The following is a 14,880-nucleotide window of genomic DNA, read 5'->3' on the forward strand; positions in this document are numbered from 1 at the left end:
CCCGGCCATGAAATTCACCGACATCTTCATCCGCCGTCCGGTGCTGGCCATGGTGGTGAGCCTGCTGCTGGTGGTGCTGGGGCTGCGCTCGCTCTTTGGCCTGCCGGTCAACCAGTTCCCGAAAACGCAGAACGCGGTGGTCACGATCTCGACCACCTACTACGGCGCCGACGCGCAAACCGTGGCCGGCTTCATCACGCAACCGCTTGAATCGGCGATCGCGCAGGCCCAGGGCATCGACTACCTGTCGTCGTCAAGCGCCAGCGGCGTCTCGGTCATCACCGCCACGCTGCGCCTGAACTACGACGGCAACCGCGCGCTGACCGAGATCAACACGCAGGTCAACTCGGTCAAAAACCAGTTGCCGGCGCAGGCCCAGACGCCGGTGCTGACGGTGGCCACCGGCCAGACCACCGATGCGATGTACATGGGCTTTTACAGCGACACGCTGCCGACCAACAACGTCACCGACTTCCTGGCGCGCGCGGTCAAGCCCAAGCTCGATGCCATCCAGGGCGTACAGACCGCCGAGCTGCTGGGCGCGCGCCTGTTTGCGCTGCGCGCCTGGCTCGATGTCGGCAAGCTCGCGGCGCACGGCGTCACCGCCGCCGACGTGAGCCAGGCGCTGGCCGCCAACAACTACCTGGCCGCGCTGGGCGCGACCAAGGGCCAGATGGTCACGGTGCCGCTCACCGCCGGCACCGACCTGCATTCGGTGGAGGAATTCAAGAAGCTCGCGGTCAAACAAAAAGGCGATGCGATTGTGCGGCTCGAAGACGTCGCAACCGTCACGCTGGGCTCCGAGAACTACGAGTTCAACGTGGCCTTCAGCGGCGTGCGTTCGGTTTTCATCGGCATCAAGGTCGCACCCGAGGCCAACATCCTCGACGTGGCCAAGCGCGTGCGTGAGGCCTTCCCGGACATCCGCAGCCAGTTGCCCACCGGCCTGGTCGGCGAGATCGTCTACGACTCGACCGATTTCATCAACACCTCGATCTCCGAAGTGGTGAAGACGCTGCTCGAGGCGCTGGTGATTGTGACGGTGGTGATCTACCTGTTCCTCGGCAGCTTGCGCGCCGTGGTGGTGCCGGTGATCGCCATGCCCTTGTCGCTGATCGGCACCTTCTTCATGATGCTGATGCTGGGCTACTCGATCAACCTGCTGACCCTGCTCGCGCTGGTGCTGGCCATCGGATTGGTGGTCGACGACGCCATCATCGTGGTCGAAAACGTCGACCGCCACATGAAGGAGGAAGGCCGAGCGCCCATGGAGGCGGCGTTGCTGGCGGCGCGCGAGCTCGGCAGCCCTATCCTGGCGATGACAGTGGTGCTGATCGCGGTCTACGTGCCGATCGGCTTCCAGGGCGGTCTGACCGGCGCGCTGTTCACCGAGTTCGCCTTCACCCTGGCCAGCGCGGTCGCGGTGTCGGGTGTGGTCGCGCTGACCTTGTCGCCCATGATGTGCTCGCGCTTTTTCAAGCCCTCGCAGGACACCGGCCGCTTCGCGCAGGCCATCGACCATGTCTTCGAGAAGGTGCGCCACAGCTACCAGCACGTGTTGCACAAGCTGCTCATCACCTACCCGGTGCTGATCGTGATGGCCTTCATCCTGATCTGTCTGCTGGGCGTGATGTTCAAGATGTCCAAGTCCGAGCTGGCGCCCGAGGAAGACCAGGGCCTGGTTCTGGCACAGGTCGTCGGCCCGCCCACGGCCACCTCCGACCAGATGCAGACCTACGCCGACCAGGCCTTCCAGGTCGCCAAAGCTTTCCCCGAGTACAAGCAGATGTTCCAGATCACCGGCGTGCCGACGGTGAATCAGGGCATAGGCGGCGTGTTGCTGAAAAACTGGGGCGAGCGCAGCCGCAGCGCCCATCAGATCCAGCAGGACCTGCAGGCCCAGTGGAACAGAATAGCCGGCGCGCGCGTGGCGGCCTTCCAGTTCCCGTCGCTGCCGGGTTCGTCGGGCCTGCCGGTGCAATTCGTGATCACCACCACCGAGCCGTTCGAGAACCTCAACACGGTGGCGCAGCAGGTGCTGGACAAGGCGCGGGCGGCCAACATGTTTTACTTCGTTGACGCCGACCTCAAGATCGACAAGCCGCAGGCCACCGTGGTGGTCGACCGCGACAAAATCGCCGCGCTCGGTATGACGCAGCAGGACGTGGGCAACGCCCTGGGCGCGGCGCTGGGCGGCGGCTACGTCAATTACTTCTCAATTGCCGGCCGCTCCTACAAGGTGATCCCGCAGGTGCTGCAGGTCGACCGGCTCAACCCGTCGGAAGTGCTCAATTTCCACATCCGCACGCCCAGCGGCGTGATGATCCCGGCGAACACCGTGGCCAGCATCAAGTACGACGTGGTGCCCGAATCCATCACGCGCTTCCAGCAGCTCAACTCGGCCACGCTTTCGGGCGTGTCGGGTGCCTCGCAGGGCGAGGTGCTGGCCTTCATGCGCAATGCCGTGCAGGAGGTCGCGCCCAGTGGCTACACCGTCGACTACGCGGGCCAGTCGCGCCAGTACATCCAGGAGTCGGGCGGCTTTCTGGTGACCATGATGTTCGCGGTGATCATCGTGTTCCTGGCGCTGGCGGCGCAGTTCGAGAGCTTCCGCGACCCGGTGGTGATCCTGGTGTCGGTGCCGCTGGCGCTGTTCGGCGCGCTGATCTTCATCTTCCTCGGTTTCGCGTCCATGAACATCTACACCGAGGTCGGTCTCGTGACCCTGATGGGGCTGATCAGCAAACACGGCATTCTGATCGTTGAAGTCGCCAACCAGGCGCGCAAACGCGGCCTGGGCAAGCTCGAGGCGATCCAGGAAGCCACGTCGCTGCGCCTGCGGCCTATCCTGATGACGACCGCCGCCATGGTGTTCGGCGTGGTGCCGCTGGTGATCGCCTCGGGCGCCGGCGCGGCCGGCCGCCAGGCCATGGGCCTGGTGATCTTCACCGGCCTGTCGATCGGCACCCTGTTCACCCTGTTCGTGGTGCCGGCCATGTACATGCTGCTGGCCAGCGAACACCAGGCCGAGCCCGCCCAACCGGCGGTGCCGCCAGCGACCGACCCTGGCCCGATCGCCGGCGCGCAACGGCCCTGAGTCAATATAGGGCAAAAACAGTCTCAAGCGCTTATGGGCAAAGCGCAAGGAGCTATCAAAAGAAGAGCAAAACCATTTCCTTGAATTTCGAGCGATGGCCATGGCCTGTTTCGTCCTCGCAGCGCCATTAACCTGCGCATATAACGGCTATATGCGCGGCACCATTCCGGCGCCCTGCCAGAGCGCTTAGAATCAGTCACCGGGCCCAAGCAATTGCGCCCGGTTTTTTGTTTTCAGCGTCACCATCGCCGTGACGGCCGGCCTCAGCCGGCCAACAAGACCGGGTTCAATCCAAGCGCCTTCTGTTCATCAGCAGTTTTTTTGAGGAGCTTGGGAATCATGGAAATCTTCGACTACGACAATGTCTTGCTGCTGCCACGCAAATGCCGCGTGGAAAGCCGCTCCGAGTGTGACGCCGGCGTCACGCTGGGCGGCCGCACCTTCCGCATCCCGGTGGTGCCGGCCAACATGAAAACCGTGATCAACGAAGAAATCTGCGTCTGGATGGCGCAAAACGGTTATTTCTACGTGATGCACCGCTTCGACCTGGACAACGTCGCCTTCGTCAAACGCATGGCGGCCCAGGGCGTGTACTCCTCGATCTCGCTGGGCGTCAAACAAGCCGACTACGACACGGTGGACAAACTGGTCGCCGAGGGCCTGGTGCCCGACTACATCACCATCGACATCGCCCACGGCCATGCCGACACGGTGCAGCGCATGATTGCCTGCCTGAAAGAAAAACTGCCGTCCTCGTTTGTGATTGCCGGCAACGTCGGCACACCCGAGGCCATCATCGACCTGGAAAACTGGGGCGCGGACGCGACCAAGGTCGGCATCGGCCCGGGCAAGGTTTGTATCACCAAGATGAAAACCGGTTTTGGCACCGGCGGCTGGCAGTTGTCGGCGCTCAAGTGGTGCGCCCGTGTGGCGACCAAACCCATCATTGCCGACGGCGGCATCCGCGAACACGGTGACATTGCCAAGTCCATCCGTTTTGGCGCCACCATGGTGATGATTGGCTCCATGCTGGCCGGCCTGGAAGAAAGCCCCGGCAAAACCGTGGAGGTCGACGGCAAACTCTTCAAGGAGTATTACGGCAGCGCCTCGGACTTCAACAAGGGCGAATACAAACACGTCGAAGGCAAACGTATCCTGGAGCCGGTCAAGGGCAGCCTCAAGGACACCTTGCGCGAGATGGAAGAAGACGTGCAAAGCGCCATCAGTTATTCAGGCGGCAAAAAACTGATGGACATCCGCAAGGTCAACTACGTCATCCTGGGCGGCGACAACGCCGGCGAACACCTGCTGATGTAAAAAACTAGGCGGTACCGGCGACCAGTTGCAGCGCCAACTGGTTCAGCCGGTGGCCGGGCTGGGCCAAGGCATCCACGATGCTGAAGTGGTTCAGCCCCGGCAAGTCCTCACACACCGGCACCACGCGTTGGCCCCAGACCTGGGCGATCAGCGCGTTCTGGCGTAAAAACTCCGGGCTTTCCTCGCCGCCAGCCACGCTGTACAACTGGCCTTGTTGGGGCGCCGGCAACCAGGCCGGGCTGGCCTGCGCCACCTGCGCCGGCGTCAGACGCAGCGCATCTTTGAGAAACGGCGTGTGCATGACGGAGTCGAGCTCATACAGGCCGGAAATTGACAGCGCGTTTTTCACCAGGTCGGCCGGCAGATCTTGGGCATAGACTGGCCACAAACAGGCCAGCAGCATGGCCGCCAGGTGGCCGCCGGCGGAATGGCCGACCACTGTGATGCGACCGGGGTCGCCGCCGAAACGTGCGATGTTGCGATAAGTCCAGGCCAGCGCCTTGACCATTTGCGCGGTGATCTCGGGAATCGTCACGGCCGGGCACAAATCGTAATTCGGCACCACCACACAAGCACCTGAAGCGCTGAAAGCCGGCGCCAGAAAAGAATGTTCGGACTTGTCCAGTCCGCGCCAATACCCGCCGTGAATAAACACCACCACCGGGGCACCTGCCTTGGCGGCCTTGGTAGCCGGAAAAACATCCAGGGTCTGGAGAGCACTAGGCCCATAGGGGATGTCCACGGTACAAGGCTGCGTGGCCCGGACCTGCGCGGACAAGGCCGCCCAGCGGCTGAAAAATGCGGGATGGTCGGGCACCAACGCGCGGTTGTTGTACATGCGGTCCAGCCAGGCGGGATCGGGTCGGCTCATGCTTGCTCCTGAAAATATGAATGCCATCGTCAAACGGCTGCCATCTTGGCACAGTCAGACCCGTACCTGGCGTCACACCCGTCAGCATCGGGAAAACCCGGAATACAAGAAAACCACATCAGAGTATTCTGTATACAGAGTACACACATGCCACCCCAACTCATCAAAATCGAGTCCACACCTGACCTGGTCGATCAGGTCTACCGCAGCCTGCTGGACGCCATCAGCGAAGGGGCCATGGCGCCAGGCGAACGCATCATGCAGGAAGACATTGCCGAACAACTGGCGGTGTCGCGTCAGCCGGTGCTGCAGGCGTTGCGCCTGTTGAAAAAAGACGGTTTTGTGCTGGACGCGCCCGGCCGCGGCGTGCTGGTGGCGCCGCTGGACGTGGACCGGCTGGCGCAGATTTACCAGGTGCGCAGCGCGCTGGATGGGCTGGCCGCCCGGCTGGCTGCGCGCAACCGTTACAAGATGGACCCGCGGCTGATCAGCCAGGGCCGCGCCGCCACACGCAGCCACAAGATCAAGGCCATGATGGCGGCCGACGCGCAGTTTCATGCGGCCATTTACGCCGCCTCGGGCAACCCCTTGATTGCACAAAGCGCGCAACTGCACTGGCAACACATACGCCGCGCCATGGGGGCGGTGCTGCAAGTGTCCACCATGCGTGAATCCATCTGGGACGAACACGAAGCCATTGCCCAGGCCATCAGCGCAGGGGATGAAGACCGGGCCGAGACCCTGATCCGCCAGCACGGCGAAGACGCCAACCGCAACCTGGCCAGCCTGCTGTCCAGTGCCTTGAATCAAAAAAAGACTGGAGACAAAGCATGAACCTGAGCCCCGAACAACTCGCCCAATTTGAGCGCGATGGTTATCTGTTTTTTCCCGGCCTGTTCACGCCGGAAGAAACCCAAACCCTGAACGATGAAGTCCCTGCCCTGTACAACCGGCGCGAGGACTACAACGTGCGCGAAAAAGGCAAGGACGCGGTGCGCACCAACTTCGCCGCCCACATGTACAGCACACCTTTCGCCAAACTGGCGCGCCATCCGCGCATGATAGAACCGGTGCAAGACCTGCTGGGCGAGCAGCTCTACATGCACCAGTTCAAAATCAACGGCAAGATGGCGTTTGAAGGCGACGTCTGGCAATGGCACCAGGATTACGGCACCTGGCTCAACGACGACCTGATGCCGACCGAACGCGCGATGAACGTGGCGATTTTTCTCGACGACGTGAACGAACACAACGGCCCGCTGATGTTTATTCCCGGCAGCCACAAAAAAGGGGTGGTCGATGCGAAACACGACCTCACCACCACCAGCTACCCGCTGTGGACCGTGGACAACGACCTGATCCGTCAACTGGTGCAGCGCGCCGGCGGCAAACTGGGCGGCATCGTCAGCCCCAAGGGTCCGGCCGGCTCCATGATTTTGTTTCACTCCTGCCTGGTCCATGCCTCGGGCAGCAACCTCTCGCCCTTCAACCGCGTCAGTGTCTACCTGAGCCTGTGCGCGGTCAGCAACCACATCCGCTGCCACAAACGCCCCGAATACATCGCCCACCGCGACTTCACCCCCATCACCTGCCTGCCGGACGATTGCCTGCTGAACAACTACCCGGTGGACCTGCCGTGGAAAGACGGTGTGCCGGCGACGGCCTTGCAAACCTCGATGGAAGAAATCGCGCCTGAGCGCAGAGCGGCCTGACCTACACAAAACCATTCTCATGAATCTCTTTACCAAACTCCAGCAACGCGCCGCCGACGGCAATCCCATTCGCATCGGCCTGATAGGCGCGGGCAAATTCGGTTCCATGTACCTGGCGCAGATTCCCAAGACGCCCGGTGTGCACCTGGTGGCGATAGCCGACCTGTCGCCCGCTGCGGCCCGCACCAACCTCGCACGTGTGGGATGGAATCCGGCCTTGACCCAGGCGAAATCTGCGCAAGCAGCTATTAAAACAGGAGCAACCTGGATCACCGAGGACTGGCAGGCGGTGGTCACCCACCCGCAAATCGACATCATTGTGGAATGCACCGGCAACCCTGTGGCTGCGGTCGAACATTGCCTGCAGGCTTTTGCGCACGGCAAACACGTGGTCAACGTCACGGTGGAGGCCGATGCCTTTTGTGGCCCGCTGCTGGCACGCAAGGCGGCCGAGGCCGGCGTTGTTTACTCCCTGGCTTTCGGCGACCAGCCGGCCCTGATCTGCGATCTGGTGGACTGGGCGCGCACCTGCGGTTTTCCCGTGGTGGCGGCAGGCCGTGGCCACAAATGGTTGCCGCATTTTTGCGAATCCACACCCGAAACGGTCTGGGCCAATTACGGCTTGAGTCCCGAGCAGGCCGCGCGCGGCGGGCTCAACCCCAAGATGTTCAACAGTTTCCTCGACGGCTCCAAACCCTCCATAGAGTCCACCGCCGTGGCCAATGCCACCGGCCTGACCGTGCCCAGCAACGGTCTGCTTTACCCGCCGGCCAGTGTGGAAGACATTCCGTTTGTGACCCGGCCCATGTCTGAGGGCGGCGTGCTGGAACGCAAAGGCATGGTCGAAGTCATTTCTTCGCTGGAAGCCGATGGCCGAAAAATTCCCTACGACATCCGTATGGGCGTCTGGGTCACGGTAGAAGCCGAAACCGACTACATCAAGAACTGTTTTGAAGAATACAACGCCCACACCGACCCCAGCGGGCGTTATTTCACACTCTACAAACGCTGGCACCTGATCGGTCTCGAAGTCGGCGTGTCGGTGGCCAGCGTCGCCTTGCGCGGCGAACCGACCGGTGTGGCCACCTGCTGGAACGCCGACGTGGTGGCCACCGCCAAACGTGACCTGAAACCCGGCGACATGCTGGACGGCGAAGGCGGTTACACCGTGTGGGGCAAGCTGCTGCCGGCGCACACCTCGCTGAAAATGGGCGGCCTGCCTTTGGGCCTGGCGCACAACGTCAAGGTCGTGCGTGCGGTCAAAAAAGGCCAAAGCCTGAGCTGGGCCGATGTGGCGATGGACATCACCACCCCGGCCTACAAGGTGCGCAACGAAATGGAAACCCTGTTCGCACCGGCCATGAAGCAAGCTGCCTGACAGCTTTTTTTTGCGGCGTGCCGCATGATGGTGGCAATACCACCCTCTCCCTGGAATTTGAATGAGTTTGACCCCCAAGCCACCCGCCCCCCGCATCGCCTTTCTGGGCACAGGCAGCATGGGCCTGCCCATGGCCAAACGACTGTGTGAAGCCGGTCATGCCTTGCAGGTCTGGAACCGCACAGCGGCCAAAGCCGCTTCACTGACGGCGCTGGGGGCTGTACTCCATACACAAGCCAATGCGGCCGTCGCCGAGGCAGACATCGTGATCGGCATGCTGGAAAACGGCGCCGTGGTGGAAGACGTGTTGTTTGTACAAGGCGTTGCCGCCGCGATGAAACCGGGCGCGCTGTGGATAGACATGGCATCGATCAAGCCGCGTGAGGCACGCGACCACGCCGCGCGCCTGGGAGCCTTGGGCATTGCGCATCTGGATGCCCCGGTTTCGGGCGGCACGGTGGGCGCCGAACAGGGCACGCTGGCCATCATGGCCGGCGGCAAGGCGCCCGCTTTTGAACGCGCCCTGCCCATTTTTCAGATCTTCGGGCGCGCCACCCACGTGGGCTCGCACGGCGCGGGCCAACTGACCAAATTGGCCAACCAGATGATTGTCGGCATCACCATAGGCGCGGTCGCCGAGGCTTTGCTATTTGCCAGCAAGGGCGGCGCCGACATGGCCAAGGTCAGGGAAGCCATCGGCGGCGGGTTTGCCGACAGCCGCGTCCTGCAGCTGCACGGCCAGCGCATGGTGGAACGCGATTTTGCGCCGCGTGCCCGCCTGTCGATACAGCTGAAGGACATGCGCAATGCCCTGGCCACGGCCGAAGAAATCGGATTTGAGGCGCCTGTGACGGCCTTGTTTGAGCAGCTCTACGCCGACGGCATCAAGCACGGCCTGAGCGACCTCGACCATTCCGGCCTGTTTGTCGAATTGGCCAGCCGCAACGGCATGAGCTGATCGATCAAGCTTTCAGCGCCCATAAAAAAACCCGCTTGCGCGGGTTTCTTTTTTACCTCAGCACGATTTAACGTGCGGGGCGTGCCGGACGCTTTTGGGCATCACGGGGAACAAACACCTTGCCGGCCGGCTTGGCAAAACCAGCAGGCTTGCGGTTGGCGAAGTCAGGGCGTGGTGCAAAACCTTCGTTGCGCGGCGCGCCACCACCAAAGTTGCGGTCTTCACGCGGTGCGAAACCAGCGTTGTTGTTATTGCCGAAGCCACGGTCATCCTGACGACGCGGACCGCGGTCATTAAAACCGGAACGGTCTGCATAGTTGTTGCCTTGAGGCGCAGGAGGACGACCCTGGAAGGAGCCACCGCGGTCATCGCGATTGCCGCCACCAAAACCACCGCCAGCACCGCGGTCATCACGGTTACCACCGCCGAAGCCACCACGGTCGTCGCGGTTGCCGCCGAAGCCGCCACCACCGGCAGGCTTGCGGCCTGCATAGCCACCACCGCCGCCGCCGAAACTGCGGCCACCACCACGGTCGTCACGACCGCCACCGAAATTGCCACGGGGGCGATCGGAGGTAGGTGCAAAACGTTGCTGCGGCTCCAGACCGGCGATCACGCTGGGCTTGAGGCTTTGCTTCATGTAGAACTCGATGTCCTGGATCTTGCGGCGATCGCGGAACTCGGCAATGGTCATAGCCTGACCGGTGCGGCCAGCACGGCCGGTACGGCCAATGCGGTGCACATAGTCTTCGGCTTTCATGGGCAGACCATAGTTGATCACGTGGGTGATGTGCGGCACGTCCAGACCACGGGCGGCCACGTCGGTGGCGACCAGAATCTGCACGCGGCCATCACGGAAAGCCATCAGGCGGCGATTGCGCAGGCCTTGACCCAGGGCACCATGCAGTGCCACGGCGCTAAAGCCTTCTTGCACCAGATCGTTGGCCAGACCGTCACATTCAACCTGGGTGCTCGCAAACACGATGGCCTGGTTGATGGTGGTGTCGCGCAGCATGTGGTCCAGCAGCTTGCGCTTGTGGCTCATGTTGTCGGCCCACAGCAGGGACTGCGTGATGGACGTGTGTTTTTCGTGCGGTGAGTCGATCTCGACACGCTGCGGCGTACGCATCACACGGGTCGCCAGTTGCATGATGCGGGGCGCAAAAGTCGCGCTGAACATCATGGTCTGCTTGCGCTCGATGGTGAGCTGGTTGACTTCGGTCAGGTCGTCGGCAAAGCCGAGGTCCAACATACGGTCGGCTTCGTCCACCACCAGGAACTGGACCTGGTCCAGTTTGATCTGCATGCTGCGCTGCAAGTCCAGCAGACGGCCGGGCGTCGCCACGACGAGGTCGGCGTTTTGCAGCTTGGCAATTTGCAGCTGGTAAGGAATACCACCCACCACGTTGGCCACGCGCAGGCCGCGGCAATGGCGTACCAGATCGATCGCGTCGGCGCAAACCTGCTGGGCCAACTCGCGGGTCGGGCACAGGATCAGGGCGCCAGGGGTGGCGGCCTTGAAGTTGCGTGGGCTGGTCGGGTCTTTGCGCTTGGGTTTTTTCAGCGGGGCTTCGCCACGGGCCACGGCTTCAGCGCTTTGACGCTCAAACTCGGCACGTTCGCTGCGCTCGTTTTCTTCCTGCTGCTTGAGCAGGGTGTGCAACACGGGCAACAGGAAGGCGGCGGTTTTGCCGCTACCGGTCTGGCTGGAAACCAGCAAGTCGGTGAATTTGGTGGCTTTCGGGTCTGCATCCAGGGCCTGCATGGCTTTGGGGATGGTGGCCATCTGCACGGCGGTCGGCTTGGTGAAACCCATGTCGGCCACGGCTTGCAGCAGTTCCTTGGCCAGGCCCAGTGTCACGAAACCGTTGGGCTCCGCAACAATGGCTTCCAGCGAGCTTTCAGGCGCGGCGGTCGCTTCGGAAAAATCCGGAACGAGGTTGGTGTCGGTATCGGTGTTTGCTTCGGCCATAAAGTCGCCGCGAGCCTCAAAAGAGTCAGTCATGTTTTTTCTCACTAAACACTTGTCCACGCCGCCACGCTTGTGGTGTGGGCTGGCGAACAAGAAACTACCACCTGCCGCGTAGCGGAAGGCTTCGTTCATGGTTAATAAAACATCAACCATCAAACGAATATTTCGGCTCAGGCGGAAAAACCGGTGCCTGAAGCGATGACTCTGTTGGTAGAGCCCAAAAGTGTGAGGTAGATGTACAAATGCGGTGCACACCCTGTGCATCCGTCAAGCCTTCAATTATGCCACGGCTTACGGGTTTCTACCAGTCCCCCGTGAACGAAAGACCCCAAACTGCGCCGGAACTGGCTTGGGAGCTTGTTCATTCGCTCTATTTTTGATAGCTGCTTACGCCCATGAGACATGGGCCAGGGGCCAAAATCACTTGAGAAAATGCGTGCGGTAGTGTTCCAGCTCGTCGATCGACTCGTGCACGTCGGCCAGCGCCGTGTGACTTTGCCGCTTCTTGAAAGCGCTGTACACCTCGGGGCGCCAGCGTTTGGCCAGCTCCTTGAAGGTGCTGACATCGACATTGCGGTAATGAAAATACGCCTCCAGCTTGGGCATGTATTTCACCAGGAAACGCCGGTCCTGGCTGATGGTGTTGCCACACATGGGCGTGACGCCTTTGGGCACGTATTTGGCCATGAAAGCCAGCAACTGCTTTTCCGCATCTTCTTCGGTCACCGAACTGGCCTTGACCTTGTCGATCAGGCCGCTGCGGCCATGTGTGCCTTTGTTCCAGTTGTCCATTTTGTCCAGCAACTCATCCGATTGATGAATCACCAGCACCGGGCCTTCGATGCGCGGCGTGAGTTGCGGGCCGGTCACGATCACGGCGATTTCCAGCAGGCGTTCTTTTTCCGGGTCCAGGCCGGTCATTTCGCAGTCGAGCCAGATCAGGTTCTGGTCGGATTTTTTGAGTGTGGTTTCAAGGTCAGACATCTTGCGATTCTCGCTGATCGCCTAAACTTCCCCAGATGAACGACTATTCCCTGGTTTTCACCCTCGTCTTCTGTGCCGCGCTGGTGCTGGGCGTGGTGCTGAAGTTTTACCTAGCGTCGCGCCAGATCCGTCACGTGGCGCGGCACCGCAACGCAGTGCCGGCGGCCTTCGCCGCGACCATTTCGCTGGACGCCCACCAGAAGGCCGCCGACTACACCCTCACCAAGGCCCGTTTCGGTCTGCTGGAACTGGCTTATGGCACCGCCCTGCTGCTGGGCTGGACCCTGCTGGGCGGCATCGACACCTTGAACCAGGCCCTGGCCGGCAGCGGCCTGGACCGCTACGGCAGCCTGGTGCCGCAACTGGCCCTGCTCGCCGCTTTTGGTCTGATCAGCGGCCTGCTGGATTTGCCCTTCACGCTGTACAGCACCTTCCGCATCGAAGAACGTTTTGGCTTCAACAAAATGACCTTCAAGCTGTGGCTGACGGACCTGCTGAAATCCACCCTGGTCGGCGTGTTGATCGGCTTGCCCATCGTGGCGCTGATCCTCTGGATCATGGGCAGCACCGGCAGTTGGTGGTGGCTCTGGGCCTGGGGCACCTGGATGGGTTTCAACCTGCTGATCCTGGTGCTCTATCCCACGGTGATTGCGCCGCTGTTCAACAAGTTCCAGCCACTGGAAGATGAAACCCTCAAGGCGCGTGTCACGGCGCTGATGCAGCGTTGCGGCTTTGCCGCCAAGGGCCTGTTCGTGATGGACGGCAGCAAACGGTCGGCCCATGCCAACGCCTATTTCACCGGTTTTGGCGCGTCCAAACGTGTGGTTTTTTACGACACCCTGCTCAAGCAGTTGAGCCCGGCCGAAGTCGATGCCGTGCTGGCCCATGAGCTGGGCCACTTCAAACACAAACACATCATCAAACGTATTGTCTCGATGTTTGCCATGAGCCTGGCCGGCTTCGCGCTGCTGGGCTGGCTGTCGACGCAGGTCTGGTTTTACACCGGCCTGGGCGTGCGCCCCAACCTGCAAGGCAGCAACGACGCGCTGGCCCTGCTGCTGTTCCTGCTGGTGGTGCCGGTCTTCAGCTTTTTCATCTCGCCGCTGTTTGCCCAGTTCTCGCGCAAACATGAGTTCGAGGCCGATGCCTACGCCGTGGCGCAGACCGATGGCAAGGACTTGCAAAGCGCCCTGCTCAAGCTCTACCAGGACAATGCCAGCACGCTGACGCCCGACCCGGTGTTTGTGAAATTTTATTATTCCCACCCACCGGCCTCCGAAAGACTGGCCCGCATGGGTGCCCCCCACTGGAGCCTCCGCATGAGCAACCCCATCCACCAAAACCGGCGCGCCTTGAGTGCCACCGAAATCGTCACGCAACTGAGCCAGCTCAACGGCGAACAAGCCCTGGGCTGGCGGCTGATCGACGGTTCGCTGGAAAAAACCTATACCTTCAAAAACTTCCACGAGACCATGGGTTTCGCCAATGCCGTGGCGTTTATCGCCAATGCCGAGGATCACCACCCGGACCTGGCCCTGAGTTACGGCAAATGCACGGTGCGTTTCAACACGCACGACGTGAACGGTATTTCGATCAGTGACTTTTTCTGCGCGTCCAAAGTCGACGCCTTGCTCGCTTGACCACTGTGTCATCCGCCGGGACCTTGCCCGGCCTGGTGGTTGCCGGTTTTGGCCGGCATTGCCTGGTGGAAACACCCAGCGGCGAACGCATCATCTGCCACCCCCGTGGCAAAAAAAGCCAGGTCGTGGTCGGTGACCGTATCCAGTGGTTGCCCTCGCAAGACGAAGGCACGGTCGAAAAAGTCGAGCCGCGCAGCAACCTGTTTTACCGGCAGGACGAAATGCGCACCAAGTCCTTCGCCGCCAACCTGGACCAGGTGCTGATCCTGATTGCCGCCGAGCCCGAGTTTTCGGAAACCCAGCTCACGCGGGCGCTGATTGCCGCCGAAGCCGAACGTATCACGCCCATCATTGCGCTGAACAAAAGCGACCTGGTCGAACCTTTTGGCCGCGCCTGGACCAAGCTGGCGCCTTACCGCGCCATGGGTTATCAGGTCTTGCCGCTGGCCATCAAACCCAAAACCGATACGCCGGTGGCCAACGATGCGCAGTACCAGCAACTGCAGGCGCTGCTGCGCGGCAAAAAGACATTAGTGCTCGGGCCCTCGGGCGCCGGCAAAAGCAGCTTGACCAATCTGTTGGTGCCCGACGCCCAAGTGCTGACGGCCGAAATCTCGCAAGCGCTGAACTCGGGCAAACACACAACCACCAGCACCACCTTGTACTGGATAGACGCCGAACGAACCACCGCGCTGATCGACTCGCCGGGCTTCCAGGAGTTTGGCCTGCACCACATAGACCCCATGCACCTGGCCAACTACATGCCGGACCTCAAAGCCCATGCGCAGGATTGCAAGTTCTACAACTGCACCCATCTGCACGAACCCGGCTGCGGCGTTATTTCAGAGGTCAAATCGGCCTCTGGCCCAGGTAGTATCAGCGCAAGCCGCTATCGTTTGTATAGCGATCTGTTTGCCGAATTGTCGCAAGAGCGGCGCTACTAAAAAACGA

Annotated in this window: 11 protein-coding genes and 1 pseudogene; 9 read left to right on the forward strand and 3 right to left on the reverse strand. The window is 61.5% G+C overall.

Features of this window, described 5'->3' with window-relative positions; all coding sequences use genetic code 11:
• The first annotated feature begins 7 nt into the window (after nucleotides 1-7).
• A complete protein-coding gene (locus tag ACHMXK_RS16510) occupies nucleotides 8-3,097 on the forward strand; it encodes an efflux RND transporter permease subunit (protein ID WP_397441619.1) in 3,090 nt (1,029 codons plus the stop codon).
• A 339-nt stretch (nucleotides 3,098-3,436) separates the two neighbouring features.
• Complete coding sequence (locus tag ACHMXK_RS16515) at nucleotides 3,437-4,414, forward strand: GMP reductase (protein WP_397441620.1); 978 nt, start codon at nucleotides 3,437-3,439, stop codon at nucleotides 4,412-4,414.
• A 4-nt stretch (nucleotides 4,415-4,418) separates the two neighbouring features.
• Here the strand turns inward: ACHMXK_RS16515 and ACHMXK_RS16520 are convergent, their stop codons facing one another.
• The gene (locus ACHMXK_RS16520; protein WP_397441621.1) at nucleotides 4,419-5,285 is read right to left on the reverse strand and encodes an alpha/beta hydrolase; all 867 of its coding nucleotides are present in this window, start codon (nucleotides 5,283-5,285) and stop codon (nucleotides 4,419-4,421) included.
• 147 nt (nucleotides 5,286-5,432) lie between these two features.
• Here ACHMXK_RS16520 and ACHMXK_RS16525 point away from each other — a divergent pair, with 147 nt between their 5' ends.
• From ACHMXK_RS16525 to ACHMXK_RS16540, 4 genes are all read left to right on the forward strand, one after another.
• Nucleotides 5,433-6,119: a GntR family transcriptional regulator gene (locus tag ACHMXK_RS16525; RefSeq protein ID WP_397441622.1), complete on the forward strand. Its 687-nt coding sequence runs from the start codon at nucleotides 5,433-5,435 to the stop codon at nucleotides 6,117-6,119.
• Nucleotides 6,116-6,997 (forward strand): phytanoyl-CoA dioxygenase family protein, encoded by an 882-nt coding sequence (locus ACHMXK_RS16530; protein ID WP_397441623.1) that lies wholly within the window; start codon nucleotides 6,116-6,118, stop codon nucleotides 6,995-6,997. Before ACHMXK_RS16525 ends, ACHMXK_RS16530 begins: the two co-directional genes overlap by 4 nt.
• 19 nt (nucleotides 6,998-7,016) lie before the next feature.
• Nucleotides 7,017-8,375: an NAD(P)H-dependent oxidoreductase gene (locus ACHMXK_RS16535; RefSeq protein ID WP_397441624.1), complete on the forward strand. Its 1,359-nt coding sequence runs from the start codon at nucleotides 7,017-7,019 to the stop codon at nucleotides 8,373-8,375.
• Between the two features lie 61 nt (nucleotides 8,376-8,436).
• Entirely contained in the window at nucleotides 8,437-9,333 is an 897-nt protein-coding gene (locus tag ACHMXK_RS16540) for an NAD(P)-dependent oxidoreductase (RefSeq protein WP_397441625.1), read from the forward strand.
• A 67-nt stretch (nucleotides 9,334-9,400) separates the two neighbouring features.
• Here the strand turns inward: ACHMXK_RS16540 and ACHMXK_RS16545 are convergent, their stop codons facing one another.
• A complete protein-coding gene (locus ACHMXK_RS16545; protein ID WP_397441626.1) occupies nucleotides 9,401-11,338 on the reverse strand; it encodes a DEAD/DEAH box helicase in 1,938 nt (645 codons plus the stop codon).
• 387 nt (nucleotides 11,339-11,725) lie between these two features.
• A complete protein-coding gene (gene orn / locus ACHMXK_RS16550; protein WP_397441627.1) occupies nucleotides 11,726-12,289 on the reverse strand; it encodes an oligoribonuclease in 564 nt (187 codons plus the stop codon).
• Between the two features lie 35 nt (nucleotides 12,290-12,324).
• Between orn and ACHMXK_RS16555 the strand changes: the two are divergent.
• The 3 genes and pseudogenes from ACHMXK_RS16555 to rsgA form a co-directional block, all read left to right on the forward strand.
• Nucleotides 12,325-13,590, forward strand: a pseudogene (locus ACHMXK_RS16555) (M48 family metallopeptidase); the annotation flags it as partial.
• An 18-nt stretch (nucleotides 13,591-13,608) separates the two neighbouring features.
• On the forward strand, nucleotides 13,609-13,929 hold the full coding sequence (locus ACHMXK_RS16560; protein ID WP_397442547.1) for a 4a-hydroxytetrahydrobiopterin dehydratase: 321 nt from the start codon (nucleotides 13,609-13,611) through the stop codon (nucleotides 13,927-13,929).
• Nucleotides 13,926-14,873: a ribosome small subunit-dependent GTPase A gene (gene rsgA, locus ACHMXK_RS16565; protein WP_397441628.1), complete on the forward strand. Its 948-nt coding sequence runs from the start codon at nucleotides 13,926-13,928 to the stop codon at nucleotides 14,871-14,873. The genes ACHMXK_RS16560 and rsgA overlap by 4 nt, the downstream gene beginning before the upstream one ends.
• Nucleotides 14,874-14,880 lie beyond the last annotated feature (7 nt).

The organism is Polaromonas sp. UC242_47 (assembly GCF_044452385.1).
Lineage (GTDB): Bacteria > Pseudomonadota > Gammaproteobacteria > Burkholderiales > Burkholderiaceae_C > Polaromonas.

What these genes read in the sequence shown, in the direction of transcription:
- ACHMXK_RS16525 (WP_397441622.1), top strand. Translation starts at nt 5,433, where the DNA reads ATGCCACCCCAACTCATCAAAATCGAGTCCACACCTGACCTGGTCGAT.
- ACHMXK_RS16535 (WP_397441624.1), top strand. Translation starts at nt 7,017, where the DNA reads ATGAATCTCTTTACCAAACTCCAGCAACGCGCCGCCGACGGCAATCCC.
- ACHMXK_RS16530 (WP_397441623.1), top strand. Translation starts at nt 6,116, where the DNA reads ATGAACCTGAGCCCCGAACAACTCGCCCAATTTGAGCGCGATGGTTAT.
- ACHMXK_RS16545 (WP_397441626.1), bottom strand. Translation starts at nt 11,338, where the DNA reads ATGACTGACTCTTTTGAGGCTCGCGGCGACTTTATGGCCGAAGCAAAC.
- ACHMXK_RS16520 (WP_397441621.1), bottom strand. Translation starts at nt 5,285, where the DNA reads ATGAGCCGACCCGATCCCGCCTGGCTGGACCGCATGTACAACAACCGC.
- orn (WP_397441627.1), bottom strand. Translation starts at nt 12,289, where the DNA reads ATGTCTGACCTTGAAACCACACTCAAAAAATCCGACCAGAACCTGATC.
- ACHMXK_RS16560 (WP_397442547.1), top strand. Translation starts at nt 13,609, where the DNA reads ATGAGCAACCCCATCCACCAAAACCGGCGCGCCTTGAGTGCCACCGAA.
- ACHMXK_RS16515 (WP_397441620.1), top strand. Translation starts at nt 3,437, where the DNA reads ATGGAAATCTTCGACTACGACAATGTCTTGCTGCTGCCACGCAAATGC.
- ACHMXK_RS16510 (WP_397441619.1), top strand. Translation starts at nt 8, where the DNA reads ATGAAATTCACCGACATCTTCATCCGCCGTCCGGTGCTGGCCATGGTG.
- ACHMXK_RS16540 (WP_397441625.1), top strand. Translation starts at nt 8,437, where the DNA reads ATGAGTTTGACCCCCAAGCCACCCGCCCCCCGCATCGCCTTTCTGGGC.